The organism is Rhodococcus sp. NPDC054953 (genome assembly GCF_053609225.1).
In genome coordinates this window covers 176,958-196,244 of record NZ_JBSGXD010000006.1, presented here as the reverse complement: position 1 = coordinate 196,244, position 19,287 = coordinate 176,958, and the positions used below count along the sequence as shown (strand labels likewise).

Here is a 19,287-nt window from a genome sequence, read left to right as displayed (position 1 = left end):
GTGGTCGCCGGGTGTCCGCCGTCCCCGGCCGTGCCGCCGGGGCAGTCCGCGGTCCACACCGGGGCGCCGCCGGTGAGCACGCCGACCGCGGTGGTCTCGGGGACCTCGACCCGGTCGGTGACGTCACCGGCCGCCAGCAGGATCGCCGGCCGGGCGTCGGCGAGCATGTGGTCGAGCCGGGCCGTGGGGAACTGCGGGTCGAGCGGCACATACCCGGCCCCGGTCCGCAGCACCGCGAGCAGTGCCACCACCGCGTCGGCGGTGCGGGGCAGGGCGAGCGCGACCAGCGACTCCGGCCGGGCGCCGCGGCCGCGCAACTCGGCGGCGAGGTCGCCGACCCGGGTGGCGAGGTCGCGGTAGCTCAGCCGCTCGTCGCCCGCGACCAGCGCGGGCGCGTCGGGTCGGGCCGCGACCTGCGCGTCGAACCGGGACAGCACGTCGGGGCACTCGTCGTGCGCGGCCGCACCCGACCACCCGCGGGGAACGGCGTGCGGCGCATCGGGTTCCAGCAGCGTCACCCGGGCAAGTGCCGGGTCGGCGGCGACGGCGGCGTGCAGCATCCGGGTCAGGCCCGCGGCGTGCCGCGCGAGGTCGGCGTCGGTGTACCGCGCCGCGTCCGCGTCGATCTGGATCTCGAGTTCCCCGGTGCGGTCGAGCCTGCGCACCACGAACGCGATGTCGCGGACCGGTCCGCGGGCGAGGGAGTGCACCGTCGCGGAGGCACCGGTGAAGCGCAGCGAGTCGCCGAACGGCTTGATGTTGACGGTCGGCCCGACCGGTCCCGGTGCGGTGGCGGGCAACCGCAGGTCCCGGTGGATGTCCTCGCCGCGGTAGCGGGTGTGCGGCGCGGTCCTGGCGACGGCGGCGCGCACCACCGCGGTGAGCGCCGCGATCCCGGCGGCCGGGTCGACCGGCACCCGCAGCGGGACAACGTTGACGGCCGTGGTGAGCACCCTGGCCGCCGCGGTGCCCATCCGGTTCATCGACGGAAAGCCCAGTGTCACATCGAGTTCCCCGGTGACCCTGGCGAGCTGGCCCGCGATCGTCGCGGTGACGGCGTCGGCCCAGCCGCCGCCTACCCCTCGGCCGATCCCGTCGAGCAGGTCCGCCACGTCGGCCCCGACGGTGACGGTCCGCGCGCGCAGCACCGACGCCACCGCCGCCGCGGGCGGCGCAGGCGCGAGGGCGGGGGTCGTCGCGTCGGGTGCGCCGCGCAGTTCCGCGGTCCAGAAGTCGCGGTCGGCCGCGGCCCGGTCCGACCCGGCGCGGGCCCGGTCCTCGTCGACGACCTTCCCGATCGGGTCGAAGCGGGGCGGCGGCGGCTGCGTTCCGGCGTCGAGGGCGTTGTACACGGCGGCGATGCGCCTGCCGAGCAGGCCGTAGCCGTAGACGTCGAGCAGGGTGTGCTGGGCGCGCAGGAACAGGGCGTGATGCTCGTCGCCGAGCACCAGGACGGTGGCACCGAACCCGGCGGCGGCGGTCAGGTCGATCGGTTCGCGCAGCCGCGCACGCATGTGGGTCAGTGCGGCGTCCCACCCGGCGACGGTGACGGTGGCGGTGGGCGGCACCGTCCATCCGCCGGGCACCTGGGTGATCTCGTCGCCCGCGTCGATGCGGGTGCGCAGTTCCGGCGACTCGGCGACGACCCGGTCGACCGCGCTGGCGAGGACGGCCGGGTCGAGCGGCCCGACGATCTCGAGGCACTGGCCGGTGACGAAGGTGGGGTTTGCCGGGTCGAGCTGCTGCGCGAACCACATACCTGCCTGCGCGGACGACAGCGCGGTCCGGACGGACGACCGCGGGTGCTGCACACTCGACTCCACCGACGACTCCTCAACGTTCTCGGGCAACCCGGGGATGCCACCCCGGCCCCAGCAGGTTAGGATTACCTACCCTACCCAAGGTGGGTTGCGGCCAACGAAAGGACCCAGCGCATGCCGGTGACCACCCCGTCCAGGCGGCTCGACCTGCCGATCGTGCTGCGGGAGTTGCGGGTCATCCGCACCACCGAGGTAACCCCACGGATGCGCCGGATTACCGTCGGCGGCGAGCAGCTCGAGGCGTTCCGGTCCGGAAAGTACGAGGTCACCGCGTTCCGCACCGAGGGAGCCGACGACTACGTGAAGGTCTTTCTTCCCGAGGAGGGCGAGAGCGCGCCGGTGCTGCCGGAGCAGCACGACGGCCACCTGCACTGGCCCCGCAAGCCCGCGCCGGTCGCCAGGGCATACACGGTGCGCCGGTTCGATCCGGCCACCGGCGAACTCGACCTCGACTTCGTGGTGCACGGCCACGGCGTGGCGGGCAACTGGGCGCGCGACGCCCGGCCGGGTGATGTGCTGCACCTGGCAGGCCCGAAGGTGTCGACGATTCCGCCGGTCGGCGCGGACTGGTGGCTGCTGGCGGGCGACGAGACCGCGCTGCCGGCGATCGGACGCTACGTGGACACCCATGACGATCCGGCCGCCCTGCACGCGGTGGTCCTCGTGGACGGATCCGCCGAGGAACAGGCCGACCTGGCCGGGGTCACCTGGGTGCACCGCCGTCCGGGGGTCCCGGATGCGACGCTGCTGGCGGACGAGGTGCGACGCCTCGCCCCGACCGCAGGCGACGGCTGGATGTGGATCGCGGGCGAGGCCGCGATTGTGCGCGAACTGCGGTCAGTGGCAAAGGAACTCGGGATCCCGCGGGACCTGCTCGACGCGTCCGGCTACTGGCGGCTGCCCGCGACGGGCGCGCTGGCGAGGGTGCGGGCGCTGCGGGACCAGGCCGTCGAGTCGCTGGATCACCGACGTCGCGATCACGCCTAACGGGTCAGCGGGTGGCCAGCTGGTCCTCCGCGCCGGGCACCGGCTCGGCCGGGTCGGAGCCCAGCTGCACGATCGCGTTGGCGCGGTCCACGTGGACGACGCGGGGCACCAGGTCGGCGGCCTCGCGATCGTCGACCTGCCGGTAGGCCATGATGATCACCAGATCACCGGGCGAGATCAGGTGCGCGGCAGCACCGTTGATGCCGATCACGCCGGAACCGCGGGCGCCCGCGATCGCGTAGGTCTCGAGGCGGGCACCGTTGTCGATGTCGACGATGTGCACCTGCTCGCCCTCGAGCACGTCGGCGGCGTCCATCAGGTCCTCGTCGATGGTGACCGATCCGACGTAGTGCAGGTCGGCCTGGGTGACGGTGGCGCGGTGGATCTTCCCGGAGAGCATGATGCGGTTCACGTCCGATAGGTTAGCCTAAGCGAAGTACAGTGCGACAGGGGTTGGTGGTGGACGCCGACCAGCGAGGAACGACAGATGACAACCGCCACGGCTGCGAACCAGGCCACGTCGACCGACGAACCCGATCCGGCCCGACCGCATTTCGTCCTGTCCCGCCCGCACGGGACGGTCCTCGCGTACGGGGTCGACGACACCCTCACCGACCCCGGCGACGCGATCGCCCTCCTGCGCGCGGGCACCGCCCCGGCGATCGTCGGGGCACTGCCCTTCGACGTCCGGGAGCCCGCCGCGCTGACCGTGCCGCACCGGCTCGACGTCACCGACGGTCCGCTGCCGGTGCCGCGGCACCGTGCCGCGCCGCGGGACGTCGCGATCGCCCGCAGCCTCCCCTCCCCCGCCGAGCACGCCCGCCGGGTTGCCGACGCGATCGCGGCGCTGCGCAGCTCCACCCTCCGCAAGGTCGTGCTCGCCCGCGCCGTCGAGTTGACCGCAGGAACCACGGTCGAGCACGAGGCCGTCCTCGACCGCCTGGTCGCGGCGGATCCCGCGGGAAACGGGTTCTCGGTGGACCTGTCCGCTGCCGGTCCCGGCCATCGCGGTGTGCGGCTGGTCGGATCCAGCCCGGAGGTCCTGATCCGCAGGCGGGGCGACACGGTGACCTGCCACCCGCTCGCCGGATCCGCGCCGCGCCACCACGACCCGGAGACCGACGCCGCCCGCGGACGCGCGCTGGCCGCGTCCGCGAAGGACCTCGCCGAACACGCCTACGTGATCGCCTCACTCCGGGACGCGCTGGCACCGCTGTGCACCGACATCGACGCCCCCGACGCCCCGATCCTGACCACGACACCGCACCTCTGGCATCTGGGCACCCCCATCCGGGCGACCCTGCGCGACCGGTCGATCGGTGCGCTGGACCTGGCCCTCGCGGTGCACCCCACCCCGGCCGTGTGCGGCACCCCGACCGCCGAGGCGATGCGCACGATTCTCGAGGTCGAGGGTGGCCGCGGCTTCTACGCGGGCGCGGTCGGCTGGTCCGACGCCTCCGGCGACGGCGAATGGATGGTGACCATCCGCTGCGCGCAGATCGCCGCCGACGGAAGGACCGTCATCGCCCATGCGGGCGGTGGCATCGTCGAGGGCTCCGACCCCGCCGACGAACTCGACGAAACCACAACCAAATTCGGCACCATCATGGCCGCGCTCGGGGTCACCCGCTGACGCAGGCCCGCACCGCTCATGCGGTGGTCGAGGCCCGCTCCTCGGGGTCGCGCACCGCGGTCGTCGCGTCGATCGCGGACACCACCTCCGCGGTGGTCGGCACCCGGCCCGCGCGCTTGGCCACGTACTCGAGCGCCATCAGATGCTCGTCGCGGGTGAAGTCGGCCGTGGCATCCACCACCAGGAACGGGGCGACATCACTCATGAACGCCTCGGTGGCGCTGAGCATGCACCCCATGTGCGCGTATACCCCGGTCACGATCAGCTGGTCGCGCCCGAAGTGCCCGAGCAGCTGCCGCAGGTCGGTGCGCTGGAACGCCGAATACCGCCACTTGGTGACCTGGATGTCGGACGCGCGGGGCGCCAGCTCGTCGATCACCTCGGTGTCGCGGCCGGTGGCCATCCCGACCCCCCAGAAGTCGGCGAGGATGCCGCGCCGGGACGGATGCTGGTCGCCCGGCTGCATCGTGTAGATCACCGGGATCCCGGCCCTGGCGCACGCGTCCCGGATCGCGGCGATGTTCGCGACCACCGACGTGATCGGTTCGGTGCCCGGCTCGTAGGCGTCGATGAAGTACCGCTGCATGTCGTGCACGAGCAGCGCGCAGCGTGACGAGTCCAGCGCCCAGTCCACCCGGTCGGCGGGCACCTCGGCGCGGCTCGGCAGTGCGTACGGCGCGATCGGCGGGATGGCCATCCGGTTGCTCCTCGGGGTCGTCGGTGTGCGTTGGGATTACAGGTGTCACATGTCGAGGGTTGCGCCGCCGTCGACCCGCAGGTCGTGCAGCGTGATGTGCCGGGCCGCGTCCGAGCAGAGGAACAGCGCGGTGCGCGCGATGTCGTCCGGGTGCGCGATCCGGCCGAGCGGGATGCCGAGCCGGAAGGCCGATGCGTCGCCGGCGATCACGGACGCGGACTCGTCGCTCCCCGCCGCCCACATGCCGCGCAGCATCGGCGTGTCGGTGGACCCGGGCGAGATGACGTTGCACCGGATCCCGTGCGGGGCCAGCTCGAGCCCGAGGCTGCGCAGGTAGGCGGTGGCCGCGGCCTTGGATGCGCCGTAGGCGGCCATCGCGGCACGCGGGGTGGCCGCCGCATTGGAGGACACCCCGACGATGACGCCCGGGTCGGCGCCTGCGGCGACGGCGGCGACGAACCGCCGGGCTGCCTCGCCAGCCACGTTGCGGGTGCCGGTCGCGTTGACCGCCATGCAGGTGTCCCAGTCGCCGCCGCGGTCCAGTCCGGAGCCGGTACGCAGCACGCCCGCGGCGTGGACGAGGATGGAGACCGGACCGACCGCTTCCTCGGTGGCGGTGAATCCGGCGGCGACCGCGTCGGCGTCGGTGACATCGACGGCGAGGGTCCCGCCCGCGCGCAGGTCGGCCCCGGCAACGCCCGCGGTGTCCCACCGGGCGACCGTCGCGCCCGCCTCCTCGAAGATCCGGGCGACGGCGGCACCGATGCCGCCCGCGGCGCCGGTCACCAGCACGGACCGTCCGGCCACTCCCTCCACTGCCATGAGCCTAGGCTATCCTAATGCCCGTTGCCTCGTGCCGACGAGTCACCGAGAGGGGAGTGTGCAGTGGTGTCGACGACCTCGCCCGGTCCGGTCGAGTTCACCCCGTGGCCCGCGCCGGACGCCACCCGCTTCCGCGCCGAGGGACTCTGGGCCGGAAGGACATTCGACCAGGTGCTCCGGGAGTCCGCCGCGGCCCGTCCGGACTCCCCCGCGGTGGTCGACGCCGACACCCGCTGGACCTACCGGGAGCTCGACGCGCGGGTCGACGGCCTCGCCGCGGGTCTCGCCGATCTCGGTGTCGCGCCGCGCGAGCGGGTGCTCGTCCAGCTGCCGAACCGCGCCGAGTACGTCGCGACCGTGTTCGCGCTCTTCCGGATCGGTGCGCTGCCGGTGTTCTGCCTCCCCGCGCACCGGTCCGCGGAGCTGACCGCGCTCGCCGCGGCGTCCGGGGCAGTGGCGATCGTCGTCGCCCACCACCACGACGGCTTCGATCACGCCGCACTGGCCGTCGAGGTCGCGGCGGGCTCGGCCGCGCTGCGCACCATCGTCTGCATTCCCGATCCGGGCGCCGCCGCACCGGAGGGCACCGTCGACTTCGGCGAGACCCGCGGCGCGCCGCGCACGTTCCCCCCCGCCGATCCGGGGGCGGTCGCGTTCCTGCAGCTGTCCGGCGGCAGCACGGGCGTCCCCAAGCTGATCCCCCGCACCCACGACGACTACCTCTACAGCGTGGTCCGCAGCAACGAGCTCTGCGGCGTCACCGCAAACACCGTCTACATGGCGACTCTCCCTGTGGCACACAACTTTCCGATGAGCTCCCCCGGCATCCTCGGCGCCATCGCCGCGGGCGGGACGATCGCGCTCACCCCGTCACCGAGCCCGTCCGCCGCGTTCGCGATGATCGCCCGTGCTGGCGTGACGATGACCGGGCTGGTGCCGCCGCTGGCCCGGCTGTGGGTCGAGACCGCCGAGCGCGGGCATCCGCACGACATCGCCACCCTGAGCACGGTCCAGGTCGGCGGGGCGCGCTGCCCGGACGAGCTGGCCGCCCGGATCGGTCCCGCCCTCGGCGCCCGACTCCAGCAGGTGTTCGGCATGGCGGAGGGCCTGGTCTGCTACACCCGGCTCGACGACCCCGACGACGTCGTGACCACCACCCAGGGCAGGCCGATGTCGCCGTTCGACCGGATCCGGGTCGTCGACGACAACGACGAGGACGTCCCGCCGGGCACCGAGGGCGCCCTCCTGACCCAGGGCCCCTACACGATTCGCGGCTACTACCGCAACGCCGACGCAAACGCGCGGTCGTTCACCCCGGACGGCTGGTATCGCACCGGCGACGTCGTCCGGGTCGACCCCGGAGGCAACATCACCGTGTGCGGTCGCGCGGTGGACCGGATCAACCGCGGCGGCGAGAAGGTGTCCGCCGAGGAGGTCGAGGAGCATCTGCTCGCGCACCCCGCGGTGCGGGACGTGGTCGTGGTCGCGATCCCCGACGAGTATCTCGGCGAACGCACCTGCGCGTTCGTCCTCGCCGCCGACCCGGTGAACCCGCCGACGACCGGCCAGATCCGTGCGTTCGTGCGCGAACGCGGCCTCGCGGCGTGGAAGATCCCGGACCGGGTGCGGGTGCTCGACGCATTCCCGGAGACCGGGGTCGGCAAGACCAGCCGCAAGGAGCTGCGGCGCGTCCTCGGCGCCCGCTGAGCGGGTCGGTCAGGCCCCGATCGCGATCACCGCGCCCGGCTGCAGCCACCGGGTCAGCCACTGCAGGGCGGTCGCGTCCACCGCGACCCGGCCAAGGGCGGGTTCTCCCGCGCCGTCCGGAACCCCGCCCGCCGCGGCCGTGCGGTAGGCCAGACCGCCGTCCGGGGACGGGGTTGCCCCTGCCTGCTCCTCGAGGCGGAACACCCCGCGCGCGGCGGCAAGGGCACCATCATCGGCGACCGTCGCGGGAAGGGACGGCGTGATGCGGTGCCACCCGACCGGCGAGCGCTGCCACGCCTCGAGTGTCGCGTGGGTGCCACCGGTTCCGTTGACCGCGATCACCTGGCTGGCTCCGCCGACCCGGTCCGCGAACCACGGGCCCTGCGCGGCCGCGAGCGGCGCCGCAACCAGGGCGAGTACCGTCGCCACCACGGTCGCGTAGATGACCCGCATCACAGTGCGCACACCACATCCTGACCAACGGGCACCGTGCCGTCAAACGCTGGAGGCGGCTCCGCCGCCTGTGAGTCCTTCTGGTCCCTGACGGGACCACAAGGACTCACAGGTGGAGCCGCTTAGGGGGTGGGGCCGAACTCCTCGAGCATCTCGGTGACCAGCGCCGCGATCGGCGACCGCTCGCTGCGGGTCAGCGTGATGTGCGCGAAAAGCGGATGCCCCTTGAGCTTTTCGATCACCGCGGCGACGCCGTCGTGCCGACCGACCCGCAGGTTATCGCGCTGGGCGACATCGTGGGTAAGGACAACCCTGGATCCGCTGCCAAGCCGGGACAGCACCGTCAACAGCACGTTCCGTTCGAGCGACTGAGCCTCGTCGACGATGACGAACGAATCGTGCAGCGAGCGGCCGCGAATGTGCGTCAGCGGCAGCACCTCCAGCATGCCGCGGGCGATGACCTCCTCCATCACCTCGGGGCCAGCGAGCCCGTCGAGGGTGTCGAAGACGGCCTGCGCCCACGGCCCCATCTTCTCGCTCTCGCTGCCCGGCAGGTAGCCGAGGTCCTGCCCGCCGACCGCGTACAGCGGCCGGAACACCACCACCTTGCGGTGGCTGCGCCGTTCGAGCACCGCCTCGAGCCCGGCGGTGAGGGCGAGCGCCGACTTGCCGGTGCCCGCCTTGCCGCCGAGGGACACGATGCCGACGCTCTCGTCGAGCAGCAGGTCGAGGGCGATGCGCTGTTCCGCGGACCGGCCGTGCAGGCCGAACGCCTCCCGCTCCCCCCGCACCAGCTGCACCCGCTTGTCGGGGGTGACCCGCCCCAACGCGCTGGACCGGGTGCCGAGCAGCCGGATCCCGGTGTGGCACGGCAGCTCCCGCGCCTCGTCGAGCTCGACGACACCGTCGGCGAACAGCTCGTCGATCCGCTCGGAGGCGACGTCGAGTTCCGTCATCCCGGTCCACCCGGACGGCACCACGTCGTGGGCGTGGTACTCGTCCGCGGGGAGCCCGACGGCGCCCGCCCTGACCCGCAGCGGGATGTCCTTGCTGACCAGTGTCACGTCCCGCCCCTCGGCCGCGAGATTCAGCGCGCACGCCAGGATCCGAGAGTCGTTCGAGTCGGTGCGGAAGCCGACCGGCAGCACCGACGGGTCGGTGTGGTTGAGCTCCACCTGCAGGGTGCCGCCGTCGGTGCCGATCGGGACGGGTTGGTCGAGTCGGCCGTGCTCGATCCGGAGATCGTCGAGCAACCGAAGTGCTTCGCGTGCAAACCATCCCAGCTCGTGGTGGTGTCGCTTCCCTTCCAGTTCACTGATCACCACCAGCGGCAGGATCACGTCGTGCTCGGCGAACCGGGCGACCGCCCAGGGATCGGAGAGCAGGACCGAGGTGTCGAGAACGTAGGTGCGGACGGAGCGGTTTGCGGTCACGGTGGCTCCTACGCCGACGCGGCGCCCGCGCAGGCGGCGGTTCGCTGGGCCGGTGGGTCCGCGCGAGGCCCGAGCCCCGCAGGGACCGGGCGCCGGTCCCCTCGCACCGAACAAGTCAGTCACGACTCGAACCTCCCGGACGGGCGACTTCCCCTGTCACCCGTTGATCCGAACGCTACGTCCACCGCGGGCGCCGCACCGTGAGCAACACGGTGAACGTTGCGTTAAGGCGGGGCCGACGCTTGATAGGCAAGTGCCGACTTGCATATACTTGGCTCGTGGACGCAGAACCCGACCTATTCAAGGCGATCAGCGACGCGACGCGACGCACCATCCTGGATGAGCTGATCGACCGCGACGGGCAGACCCTGTTCGAGATCTGCGGCAGGCTCACGATGAAACACGGCCTCACCTCATCCCGTCAGGCGGTCTCGCAGCACCTCGCGGTCCTCGAACAGTCGGGCCTGGTGCACACCCGGCGTCAGGGCCGATACAAGTTCCACCACATCGACACCGGTCCGCTCCGCGCAATCGTCGAACGGTGGCCCATCAACCGAGAGGAACCGACCCCGTGATCCGCATCAACATCACCAGCGTGCTCGTGGACGACCAGGCCAAGGCGCTCGCGTTCTACACCGAGAAGCTCGGCTTCGTGAAGAAGACAGACGTGCCCACCGGCGACGCCCGCTGGCTCACCGTCGTCTCCCCCGCGAACCCGGACGGCACCGAGCTGCTGCTCGAACCGGCCGGGCACCCGGCGGCGCGCCCGTTCAGGGAGGCACTGGTCGCCGACGGCATCCCGTACACCCAGTTCGCCGTCGACGACGTATACGCCGAGGTCGAACGCCTCCGCGCACTCGGAGTCGAGTTCACCCAGGAGGCAACCGATTTCGGCCCGGTCGTGACGGCCGTTCTCGACGACACCTGCGGGAATCTGATCCAGCTCGCCACCATGAAATAGGCGCCGGAACACGACGACGGCCCACACCCCGCGGGGTGTGGGCCGTCGTCAATTGTCGCCTAGACGTTCTTGGAGAGCATGCCCCAGTCCTCGAGCCCGTCGTACAGCGGGAAGTCGAGGGCCAGCTTCGACACCCGCGCGCGCAGCGCGGGGACGTCGGCGTTCGTGCCGTTCGCCAGGGCGGTGGCGATGATGTCGGCGACCTCGGTGAACTCGGCGTCGCCGAAACCACGGGTGGCCAGCGCCGGCGTGCCGATGCGCAGGCCGGACGGGTTCATCGGCGGGCGCGGATCGAACGGAACCGCGTTGCGGTTCACGGTGATACCGATCTCGTGCAGCAGATCCTCGCCCTGCTGGCCGTCGAGCGCGGAGTTCCGCAGGTCCACCAACACCAGGTGCACGTCGGTGCCGCCGGTGAGCACCGAGATGCCGTTGCCCGCGACGTCGGAACCGCCGAGACGCTCGGCGAGGATCTTCGCGCCAGCGAGGGTGCGCTCCTGACGGGCCTTGAACTCGTCGGTGCCCGCGATCTTCATCGCGACGGCCTTCGCGGCGACCGCGTGCATCAGCGGCCCGCCCTGCTGACCGGGGAACACCGCGGAGTTCAGCTTCTTCGCCCATTCCTGCTTGGCGAGGATCATGCCGGAGCGGGGACCGCCGAGGGTCTTGTGCACGGTGGTGGACACGACGTCGGCATGCGGCACCGGCGACGGGTGCAGGCCCGCGGCAACCAGACCAGCGAAGTGCGCCATGTCGACCCACAGCTTGGCGTCGATCTCGTCGGCGATCGCGCGGAACGCGGCGAAGTCGAGGTGCCGCGGGTAGGCGGACCAGCCCGCGATGAGCACCTGCGGACGCTCGGCGAGCGCGATCTCACGGACCTTGTCCATGTCGACGACGTGGGTGTCCTCACGGACCCCGTACGACGCGACCTGGTACAGCTTGCCGGAGAAGTTCAGCTTCATGCCGTGCGTGAGGTGACCGCCGTGCGCGAGATCCATGCCGAGCAGCTTCTCGCCCGGGTTCATCAGTGCCATCAGGACGGCGGCGTTGGCCTGCGCACCCGCGTGCGGCTGCACGTTCGCGAACTCGGCCCCGAAGACGGCCTTGGCACGCTCGCGCGCCAGGTTCTCCACCACATCGACGTGCTCGCAGCCGCCGTAGTAGCGACGGCCCGGGTAACCCTCGGCGTACTTGTTGGTCAGGACACTGCCCTGCGCCTGCAGCACCGCGCGGGGAACGAAGTTCTCCGACGCGATCATCTCCAGGGTGTCGCGCTGACGGGCCAGCTCACCGTTCATGGCCGCCGCGACCTCGGGGTCGAGTTCGGCGAGCGAAGCGTTGTTGACGTCGGTGCTGGGCACAGCGGTCATCGAGGGATCTCCAAGCGAAAGGCCGGGCAGGGGGCACCCTCATTCTAGGGCCAGGTCAGTGGCATCTCGCCGCGGGTGCGGAGGGCGCCGGGCCCGGGCGACCGGACCGGACGAATCCGCTGGTCACCGCGGCACCACCGGTGCGGGGGCGGCGAGCCCGAACAGCAGGCTGCGGCCGGGGCCTGCGGGCACCGCCAGCAGCTGCCTGCCGGGCCGCCACCGCGCGAAACCGCCCGTGGACCGCAGCGCGGCCCGCAACGGACGCGGATCGGGATGCGTGCGCACCGCCACCCCGTCCGGCCATTCGAGCCGGATCCGATCGTCGGACTGCACCAGGACCAGCACGTCGACGGCGGTGTCGTCGACGCCGTGCGGCGCGGCGGGGACGGCGGTGGGCAACTGGTTCATGGGGTACTCCCGAGTTCCTCGGGCCGCCCGGAATCCGGGGGCGCTCCTGCCTGCACCGGTCGGTGCGGGCCGCTTCGTCACCCGAGCCACCCGCGAGCGTGGGGTTGGCGGCCGTCCAGTCGGGGCTTGGCGACGGCACTCGTGAAGCTGCGACCAGTGTAGGCGACGCCGGTCAGCGCAGGGCGGACGGGATCAGCGGTTCGTCGAGCAGCCGCCCGAACCGGTCCGCGCGGTCGTCGGCGTCCACGGCACGGTCCAGCCAGCCTCCGAGCAGCCGGTAGCCCTCGACGTAAGTGGAGGTGTAGGCCCGCCACAGCGGCGACGACAGGAAGCGCAGCGACTGCCGCGCCCGCTCCGGCGTGCTGAGGTTCCAGGTCTGCAGGAACCGCGCGACCTCGTCGTGGGAGCGGCCGCGGTCGTGTAGCAGCAGCGCCGCGTCCTGCCGCACCCCGAGCAGCTTCGCGGACGCGGTCGACAGCGCCTCGGCGCGCTCGCCGTCGAACCGCAGTCCCAGGTCCGCATAAATCTGCTCCGCCCACCTCCCCCAGCCCTGTCCCCGGGTCGCTCCGCCGGCTCCGCTCCTGTCCCCCCGGGTCGCTCCGCCGGCTCCGCTCCTGTCCCCCACGATCGCACCCAGCGCATGGTCCGCCAGGCCCTCCGCCATCAGGCACTGCGGGGTGTTGACGAGGAAGAGGGTGTGCTCGACCTGCCCGGCATCGACCAGGCCCGCCTCCTTGCGGCAGTGCTCGGTGTGGTGACCCGGATACGCCTCGTGGGCGATCAGGTGCGGCAGATTCGCCATGTGCTGCTTGAGATCCGAGTTGATCGCCACCTTGGAGCGATAGTCGCCCAGGTAGTAGTTGAAGCCCGACCACGGCTTGTCGCCGACCACCTCGTACTCGACGCGTTCGGTCTCGGGCAGCGGGTAGCGGGCGCGCACCAGGTCCCGCAGCGCCGAGGAGAACGCGTCGACGCACTCGGCGAGCCGCTCCGGCGGGATCTCGTCGGCGGCGCGGTGCGCCTGCAGCCGCTCCGCGAGGGTGCCGCCGCCCGCGAGCACCTCGTCCATCGCCCGGTGCGCGTCCCGGTAGTCGTCGACATTGCCCTCCTCGATCCGAACGTCGAAGTAGGCGTGCACCTCGTCGACGAATCCGATCCGCTCGCCGGCGAACGTGCGCGCCGAGCACTCCAGGGCGCGCAGGTGCACGTCGAGGAATTCGGCGCGGTCGGCGGGCAGCTCGACACTGCGCAGCTCGGCGCGCAGCTGCGCCGCCCGGCGGGCCAGGTCCCGCGGCTCGGGCGCCGGGGCGTTCTCCACCTGGCGACGCAAGGCCGGGTCGCCGGTATACGCGTCGACGAATCCCTCCTCGATCCGGTCGAAACCGAGCCCGAGCAGCAGATATTCACGTACGAATGCGGCGGCGTCCATACCTGGGCAGCCTAGTGTCCGGACCCGGCGCGGCGCGCCGGTGTGTGGGCGCGCACAATTCCCCTATGCAGATCGAGGCTGTGCAGGACGAGGTCGGGACGCGCGCATGGCGAAGGTGAGCGAGAGCAGTCCGTACGTCGAGTTCGATCGCAAACAGTGGCGGACCCTGCGGAAGTCGACTCCGCTGGTGCTCACCGAGGAAGAACTTCAGGGCATGCGCGGCCTCGGCGAACAGATCGACCTCGACGAGGTCGCGGAGGTGTACCTGCCGCTCTCGCGTCTGATCCACCTGCAGGTCGCGGCCCGGCAGCGGCTGTTCGCCGCGACCGCGACGTTCCTCGGCGAGAAGCACCCGGACCGGCAGGTGCCGTTCGTGATCGGTGTCGCCGGGTCGGTCGCGGTCGGCAAGTCCACCACCGCCCGGGTGCTGCAGGCGCTGCTCGCCCGCTGGGACCACCATCCCCGGGTGGATCTGGTGACCACCGACGGGTTCCTGTATCCGACAGCGGAACTGACCCGGCGGGGCATCATGCACCGCAAGGGGTTCCCGGAGAGCTACGACCGCCGGAAGCTGCTGCGTTTCGTCACCGAGGTGAAGTCGGGCGCGGAAGAGGTTGCCGCACCGGTGTATTCACACCGACTGTACGACGTGGTGCCCGGCCAATATCACCTCATCCGGCAGCCCGACATCCTGATCCTGGAGGGGCTGAACGTCCTGCAGACCGGTCCCCGGCTGATGGTCTCGGACCTGTTCGACTTCTCGATCTACGTGGACGCGAAGGTCGAGGACATCGAACGCTGGTACATCAAACGGTTCCTGACGCTGCGGAAGACGGCGTTCGCGGATCCGAACGCGCACTTCCACCACTACTCGAATCTGTCCGACGAGCACGCGACCATCGCAGCGTCGGAGATCTGGAACTCGACGAACCGGCCGAACCTGGTGGAGAACATCCTGCCGACCCGTCCGCGGGCGACGCTGGTGCTGCGCAAGGACGCCGACCATTCGATCAACCGGCTGCGCCTGCGGAAGCTGTAGCTCAGGTTCCGAATCGCCGGTGCCGGGCCGCGTAATCCCGCAGTGCCCGGAGGAAGTCGACGCGACGGAACTCCGGCCAGTAGGCCTCGGTGAACCAGATCTCCGAGTAGGCGCTCTGCCACAGCAGGAAACCGGATAGCCGCTGCTCACCGGACGTGCGGATCACCAGGTCCGGGTCGGGCTGCCCGGAGGTGTACAGGTTGCCGCCGATGCCCTCGACGGTGATCGCCTCGACGAGGTCCGCGCCGGCGAGACCCTCCGCCTGCTTCCGGCGGACGAGGGACTGCACCGCGTCGGCGATCTCCTGCCGACCGCCGTAACCGACGGCGACGTTGACATGGGTGCCGGTGCGCCCCGCGGTGCGATCGGCCGCCTCCCGCAGCCTGCGAGCCGAGTCCTCGGGCAGCAGGTCCAGGGTGCCGACGATCTTGACGGACCAGTTCTGGTCGGGGCCGGAGATCTCCTCGACGACGTCGGTGATGATCTCGATCAGGGTGTCGAGTTCCTCCGGGTCGCGGCGCAGATTCTCGGTGGAGAGCAGGTAGATCGTGGCCATCTCGATGCCCGCCTCGTCGCACCAGCGGAGCAGTTCGGCGATCTTGAGGGCACCCATCCGGTGTCCGTGCGCGACATCGGTGAAGCCGTTCTCCCGTGCCCACCTCCGGTTGCCGTCGCACATGACGGCGACATGCCTCGGCCGCTGCACACCACCGAGCTGCCGGGCAAGACGGCGCTCGTAGAGGCTGTACAGCAGGTTCGAGACCTTCACCTGGACATCACCAGCGTCTTCTCCGCCAAGTTCCCGAGCACCACGAGAGGCCACATTACGCCGGGCCGGGTCGGCGTCCGCGGGCACCGGTTGTCCGGCGGGACGTGACCGCCGTCGCACCCCGGTCGCGGGGGCGTCCGGCCGGGGTACAGTCGCCCCGCAACCTAACCTACGGTTCCGTAGGTTAGGTGTCCGCCGACCCGGGGAGCACCCATGACCGTCCTCGACCACACCACCGCACCGGCGAAGCCGCGGCTGCGCGGGTGGATCCACGCGTGGGCGTTCGGGGTGGCGGTCGCCGCTGGCGCCGTGCTGGTTGCCGCCGCCGCAACGGCGTCCGCGACGGCAGCGGCCGCGACGACGGTGTACGCGGTGACGGTCTGCGGCCTGTTCGGCGTCAGCGCCGTCTACCACCGGGTGCATTGGCCGACGGTCCGCGCGCGCACCCGGATGAAGCGGGCCGACCACTCGATGATCTTCGTGTTCATCGCGGGCAGCTACACCCCGTTCGCGCTGCTCGCCCTCCCCCCGGCCACCGGCCGCCCCCTGCTGGCGGTGGTGTGGTCGGGCGCGGCGGCCGGGGTGGCGCTGAAGATGTTGTGGCCCACCGCGCCCCGCTGGGTCGGGGTGCCGCTCTACCTGCTGTTGGGGTGGGCGATCGTGCCGGTCGCCGACGATCTGGTCCGGCAGGTCGGGTGGCTGCCGCTGGTGTTGCTTGCCGTCGGCGGCGTGCTCTACAGCGTCGGCGCGGTCCTCTACGCGACGCGGTGGCCGAATCCGTGGCCCGCGACCTTCGGCCACCACGAGTTCTTCCACGCCGGAACGGTTGTTGCCGCCCTGTGCCACTACGTGGCGGTGTGGCTGGTGGTGTTCCCCTGATCGCGGCGAGTCACCCGACGGCGGCGATCAGCGCCCGCAACTGCGCCGCCAGCTCCGCCTCCGACACCGGCAGCACCTCGGCGGCGTCCGATCCGCGGACCAGGTAGCGACCGTCGGGGTGGTCCATCCAGTGCACGACGGCACCATCCGGGCTGGGCCGCCAGTCCACCGCGGGTCCGGGGTGGACGCCGATCTCCCCGATCCCGGTCCGCGGTAGCCCGAGGAACGCCGCCAGCGCCGCCTCCCGGTCGCCGATCGGGCGAAGCACCGCTCCTGGCGCGGGCACCCGCCGACGCCCGGTGACCCCGCCCCCGGTTCCTCGGGGCGCGGCGGGAAGCGCACCGGCGATCGCTGCCGGGACCGCCCGGTCCGGCAGCAGCGAGATCCGCACCGCGTCGGTGCCGGGCGCCTGCGCGGCGAGGGCCCCGACCCCGCCCCGGATGCCCGCGTGCAGCCGGGTCACCGACCCGAGCCGGACGCCGTGGAATCCGCACACCTCCACCCGCACGGCCGGGTCCAGCAGGATCGTCAGCGCCTCATGGAGGTCCTCGTCGAGCACGGCCCGCATCCGCGCCGCCGCGGCCCGGCGATCGCGGCGGTGCCGGTCCGCGGTGTCCGCGCTTCCGCGACACCGCAGCGGATACGGCAACCGGTCCCGGCCATGCAGCCGCCACAGGATGTCGAACTCCACTGCGGCAACCTGCCATTGAGCCGTTGTCGCGCCGATCATGCCGCGCACGGACACCCCCTCCACGAACGATCCATTCCCCCTACCAGACGCGACCCGCGGCCGTTCGGTTCCGCCGTCCGGCATTCCCCTTTTCGCGCCGCGGTCAGCGGTCCGGGATCTACCCTTGCCGGACCGGGAACCGGAAGGGGAGCACTGTGACCGTTCTACGTGGGGGGCCCGCGCCCGCGCGCCTGGCCCCGCAGGACGCCGAGTACTACTACAACGAGAGCGAGCGGCACCGCTCGAACGTCGTGGCGGTGTACCTGTTCGACGCGACCGGCGGCGCTGACCCCGACCGGCCCGCGGTGACCGGGTGGATGCGCGAGCGCCTCGGTCAGGCCCGGATGTTCACCCACCGGATCCGCCGGGTACCACTGGATCTCGACCTGCCGAGCTGGGAGCCGGACCCGCGCCTCGACCTCGACCGGCACGTGCACCTCGAGGCCGTCGACGGACCGGGCTGGGAACCGGTGCGGCGCCGCGTCTCCGGCATCGTCGCCGAGCCGATCGACCTGACGCGGCCGCCGTGGCAGTTGCACGTGCTCACCGGGGTCACCGGCGTCGACGCCTCGCCGGACCGGATGACCGCGGTGGTGCTCAAGTTCCACCACAGCGCGGGCGACGGCATCGCCACCCGGGACCTCGGACGCCGCCTGTTCGGTGCCGCCCCGGACCGGCTGCCCGAGCCGGTGCGGGCACCGCATCCGCTCGTCGAGTTCGCGGTGGCCGGCGCCACCCTGCCGCTGCGGCTGACGCGGTTCGGCCTCGGTCTGCGCGCCACCGGCGACGCCGACCGCCGGGCCCGCGAGGTGTCCGCCGCGGGCGAGTTCGTCACCCCACCCGCGACCCGCCCGCGGTGCCGGTTCAACGGCGCCCTAGCCGCCGAGCCGACGTTCGACCATGTGCGGCTGCCGAGGGAGGCGATCGACACCGTGCGCGCCGCGGTGCCCGGCGTCACCGTCAACGACGTGCTGCTCGCCACCGTCGCGGGCGCGCTGCGCGGCTACCTCGACGGGCACGGCGAGACCCCGACCGGGTCACTCGCCGCGATGGTGCCGATGTCGTTGCGCGGCACCGGAACCGGGGCGGGCGCGGACACCGACGGCCCGCGGGCCACCCACGTCGGCCTGCTGTCGGTGGACCTGCATACCGACGTCGCGGACCCGGTCGAGCGGCTGCGCGCGATCGCGTCCTCCGCCCGCGCCGAGAAGACCCGGCACGGCAACGAGCACGTCCGGCGGGCGGCACGCCGCATCGAGACCTCGCCCGCCTGGCTGCTGCGGCTGACCGGCTACGCCCGCCGACTGCAGCAGCACACCGGGGAGACGGTGTCCGGGTACAACACGATGGTGAGCAATGTGCCGTGGGCGGGCACCGACCTTGCCTTCGCGGGGGCGCCGGTGGTGCGCATCCTCGGCGTGCTCGGCGTCGTCGACGGATCCGGGCTGCGTCACCTGATCGTGTCCTCGGAGCCGAGTGCGGTGGACCTGACCTTCAGCACCGACACCGCGATGATGCCCGACCCGCAGGAGTACAAACGCCTGCTCACGGCGGCATTGGGCGAGCTGGCGGCGGCCGCGGCCGAATAATTCGGACGAAACACCCCACGAATAGTGTGTTTTTCCTTACATTGCATACAGACAGTTGTTACCGTGCCGATGTTGCGAACCGACCGGTCGTAACGAATGAGCGGAGCACGAGCCTGTGTCCTGCAGACCCGGCACCGCCGCCCGAAGTTCAACGCTTAGGAGGCACACGTGGGTTCACTCGAAGGCGTCATCGGTGCAATCATCCCCGGACTCGGCTCGGTCATCGCGGCCGATGGCCTGTTCGAGCTGTTCATGGGGTCCGCCGAGGGCAGCGTCGGCGCCCCGCCGGCGTAGTTCTCAGCGCTGCGGCCACCACTCGCGCGGCGCACCGCGAACGTCACCCCACTCTTTCACCCGTGCGCGGCGCGCGCCGTGCACGTTCACACCTGAGGAGCACACATGGGATCGGTCACCGACACTCTGGGCACCCTGATCGGCAGCGCCAACGACAACGGCAGCCGGCTCGTCAACGCGCTGATCGCGCTGAGCGGCGGAACCCCGGCCGCCAAGTAGACGGCGCTTCGGTGTGGGGCCCCCGTGTTTTCTCTCCTGCCCCCC

At 71.9% G+C, this 19,287-nt stretch carries 20 protein-coding genes and 1 riboswitch; of the genes, 9 read left to right on the top strand and 11 right to left on the bottom strand.

Going from position 1 to position 19,287, the window contains the following annotated elements; translation table 11 throughout:
- On the bottom strand, positions 1–1,850 hold a 1,850-nt coding region (locus tag ACWF62_RS06975), incomplete at its 3' end, for a condensation domain-containing protein (protein WP_452629704.1).
- An 84-nt stretch (positions 1,851–1,934) separates the two neighbouring features.
- Between ACWF62_RS06975 and ACWF62_RS06970 the strand changes: the two genes are divergently transcribed.
- Complete coding sequence (locus ACWF62_RS06970) at positions 1,935–2,807, top strand: siderophore-interacting protein (protein ID WP_378505740.1); 873 nt, start codon at positions 1,935–1,937, stop codon at positions 2,805–2,807.
- A 4-nt stretch (positions 2,808–2,811) separates the two neighbouring features.
- Here the strand turns inward: ACWF62_RS06970 and panD are convergent, their stop codons facing one another.
- The gene (gene panD / locus ACWF62_RS06965; protein WP_378505739.1) at positions 2,812–3,219 is read right to left on the bottom strand and encodes an aspartate 1-decarboxylase; all 408 of its coding nucleotides are present in this window, start codon (positions 3,217–3,219) and stop codon (positions 2,812–2,814) included.
- A gap of 75 nt (positions 3,220–3,294) precedes the next feature.
- Here panD and ACWF62_RS06960 point away from each other — a divergent pair, with 75 nt between their 5' ends.
- On the top strand, positions 3,295–4,440 hold the full coding sequence (locus ACWF62_RS06960; RefSeq protein WP_378569672.1) for an isochorismate synthase: 1,146 nt from the start codon (positions 3,295–3,297) through the stop codon (positions 4,438–4,440).
- 16 nt (positions 4,441–4,456) lie between these two features.
- Here the strand turns inward: ACWF62_RS06960 and ACWF62_RS06955 are convergent, their stop codons facing one another.
- A complete protein-coding gene (locus ACWF62_RS06955) occupies positions 4,457–5,137 on the bottom strand; it encodes an isochorismatase family protein (protein WP_378505737.1) in 681 nt (226 codons plus the stop codon).
- Positions 5,138–5,182: 45 nt separating this feature from the next.
- Positions 5,183–5,959 (bottom strand): SDR family oxidoreductase, encoded by a 777-nt coding sequence (locus tag ACWF62_RS06950; RefSeq protein ID WP_378505736.1) that lies wholly within the window; start codon positions 5,957–5,959, stop codon positions 5,183–5,185.
- A 66-nt stretch (positions 5,960–6,025) separates the two neighbouring features.
- Between ACWF62_RS06950 and ACWF62_RS06945 the strand changes: the two genes are divergently transcribed.
- Positions 6,026–7,666: a (2,3-dihydroxybenzoyl)adenylate synthase gene (locus ACWF62_RS06945; RefSeq protein WP_452629703.1), complete on the top strand. Its 1,641-nt coding sequence runs from the start codon at positions 6,026–6,028 to the stop codon at positions 7,664–7,666.
- A gap of 9 nt (positions 7,667–7,675) precedes the next feature.
- On the opposite strand, the gene ACWF62_RS06940 is transcribed toward ACWF62_RS06945, so the two are convergent.
- Together ACWF62_RS06940 and ACWF62_RS06935 are read right to left on the bottom strand one after the other, a co-directional pair.
- Positions 7,676–8,131, bottom strand: a complete 456-nt coding sequence (locus ACWF62_RS06940) for a hypothetical protein (protein WP_378505734.1) — start codon at positions 8,129–8,131, stop codon at positions 7,676–7,678.
- 110 nt (positions 8,132–8,241) lie between these two features.
- Positions 8,242–9,552, bottom strand: coding sequence for a PhoH family protein (locus ACWF62_RS06935; protein ID WP_378505733.1), 1,311 nt, complete (start codon positions 9,550–9,552; stop codon positions 8,242–8,244).
- Positions 9,553–9,830: 278 nt separating this feature from the next.
- Between ACWF62_RS06935 and ACWF62_RS06930 the strand changes: the two genes are divergently transcribed.
- Together ACWF62_RS06930 and ACWF62_RS06925 are read left to right on the top strand one after the other, a co-directional pair.
- Positions 9,831–10,127: an ArsR/SmtB family transcription factor gene (locus ACWF62_RS06930; protein WP_378505732.1), complete on the top strand. Its 297-nt coding sequence runs from the start codon at positions 9,831–9,833 to the stop codon at positions 10,125–10,127.
- On the top strand, positions 10,127–10,513 hold the full coding sequence (locus ACWF62_RS06925; protein WP_378506035.1) for a VOC family protein: 387 nt from the start codon (positions 10,127–10,129) through the stop codon (positions 10,511–10,513). Before ACWF62_RS06930 ends, ACWF62_RS06925 begins: the two co-directional genes overlap by 1 nt.
- 59 nt (positions 10,514–10,572) lie before the next feature.
- Here ACWF62_RS06925 and glyA read toward each other — a convergent pair whose 3' ends face one another.
- From glyA to ACWF62_RS06910, 3 genes are all read right to left on the bottom strand, one after another.
- Complete coding sequence (glyA, locus tag ACWF62_RS06920; protein ID WP_378505731.1) at positions 10,573–11,886, bottom strand: serine hydroxymethyltransferase; 1,314 nt, start codon at positions 11,884–11,886, stop codon at positions 10,573–10,575.
- A 123-nt stretch (positions 11,887–12,009) separates the two neighbouring features.
- Positions 12,010–12,294, bottom strand: coding sequence for a hypothetical protein (locus tag ACWF62_RS06915; protein WP_378505730.1), 285 nt, complete (start codon positions 12,292–12,294; stop codon positions 12,010–12,012).
- Between the two features lie 37 nt (positions 12,295–12,331).
- Positions 12,332–12,441: riboswitch (SAM riboswitch) on the bottom strand.
- 25 nt (positions 12,442–12,466) lie between these two features.
- Positions 12,467–13,723: a DUF885 domain-containing protein gene (locus ACWF62_RS06910; protein ID WP_378505729.1), complete on the bottom strand. Its 1,257-nt coding sequence runs from the start codon at positions 13,721–13,723 to the stop codon at positions 12,467–12,469.
- A gap of 106 nt (positions 13,724–13,829) precedes the next feature.
- Between ACWF62_RS06910 and coaA the strand changes: the two genes are divergently transcribed.
- On the top strand, positions 13,830–14,762 hold the full coding sequence (gene coaA / locus ACWF62_RS06905) for a type I pantothenate kinase (protein ID WP_378505728.1): 933 nt from the start codon (positions 13,830–13,832) through the stop codon (positions 14,760–14,762).
- Between the two features lies 1 nt (position 14,763).
- Here the strand turns inward: coaA and ACWF62_RS06900 are convergent, their stop codons facing one another.
- Positions 14,764–15,531, bottom strand: a complete 768-nt coding sequence (locus tag ACWF62_RS06900) for an isoprenyl transferase (RefSeq protein WP_452629701.1) — start codon at positions 15,529–15,531, stop codon at positions 14,764–14,766.
- 213 nt (positions 15,532–15,744) lie between these two features.
- Between ACWF62_RS06900 and trhA the strand changes: the two genes are divergently transcribed.
- Entirely contained in the window at positions 15,745–16,410 is a 666-nt protein-coding gene (gene trhA / locus ACWF62_RS06895) for a PAQR family membrane homeostasis protein TrhA (RefSeq protein ID WP_378505726.1), read from the top strand.
- A gap of 10 nt (positions 16,411–16,420) precedes the next feature.
- On the opposite strand, the gene ACWF62_RS06890 is transcribed toward trhA, so the two are convergent.
- Complete coding sequence (locus ACWF62_RS06890) at positions 16,421–17,164, bottom strand: ESX secretion-associated protein EspG (RefSeq protein WP_378505725.1); 744 nt, start codon at positions 17,162–17,164, stop codon at positions 16,421–16,423.
- Positions 17,165–17,295: 131 nt separating this feature from the next.
- On the opposite strand from ACWF62_RS06890, the gene ACWF62_RS06885 reads away from it, so the two are divergent.
- Positions 17,296–18,729 (top strand): wax ester/triacylglycerol synthase family O-acyltransferase, encoded by a 1,434-nt coding sequence (locus ACWF62_RS06885; protein WP_452629699.1) that lies wholly within the window; start codon positions 17,296–17,298, stop codon positions 18,727–18,729.
- Between the two features lie 168 nt (positions 18,730–18,897).
- Positions 18,898–19,023, top strand: a complete 126-nt coding sequence (locus ACWF62_RS06880; protein WP_378505723.1) for a hypothetical protein — start codon at positions 18,898–18,900, stop codon at positions 19,021–19,023.
- Positions 19,024–19,287 lie beyond the last annotated feature (264 nt).

Excerpts from the sequence above, each read along its gene's own strand:
- ACWF62_RS06970 (WP_378505740.1), top strand. The coding sequence starts at position 1,935 with ATGCCGGTGACCACCCCGTCCAGGCGGCTCGACCTGCCGATCGTGCTG.
- ACWF62_RS06960 (WP_378569672.1), top strand. The coding sequence starts at position 3,295 with ATGACAACCGCCACGGCTGCGAACCAGGCCACGTCGACCGACGAACCC.
- ACWF62_RS06955 (WP_378505737.1), bottom strand. The coding sequence starts at position 5,137 with ATGGCCATCCCGCCGATCGCGCCGTACGCACTGCCGAGCCGCGCCGAG.
- ACWF62_RS06950 (WP_378505736.1), bottom strand. The coding sequence starts at position 5,959 with ATGGCAGTGGAGGGAGTGGCCGGACGGTCCGTGCTGGTGACCGGCGCC.
- glyA (WP_378505731.1), bottom strand. The coding sequence starts at position 11,886 with ATGACCGCTGTGCCCAGCACCGACGTCAACAACGCTTCGCTCGCCGAA.
- ACWF62_RS06915 (WP_378505730.1), bottom strand. The coding sequence starts at position 12,294 with ATGAACCAGTTGCCCACCGCCGTCCCCGCCGCGCCGCACGGCGTCGAC.
- ACWF62_RS06910 (WP_378505729.1), bottom strand. The coding sequence starts at position 13,723 with ATGGACGCCGCCGCATTCGTACGTGAATATCTGCTGCTCGGGCTCGGT.
- coaA (WP_378505728.1), top strand. The coding sequence starts at position 13,830 with ATGGCGAAGGTGAGCGAGAGCAGTCCGTACGTCGAGTTCGATCGCAAA.
- trhA (WP_378505726.1), top strand. The coding sequence starts at position 15,745 with ATGACCGTCCTCGACCACACCACCGCACCGGCGAAGCCGCGGCTGCGC.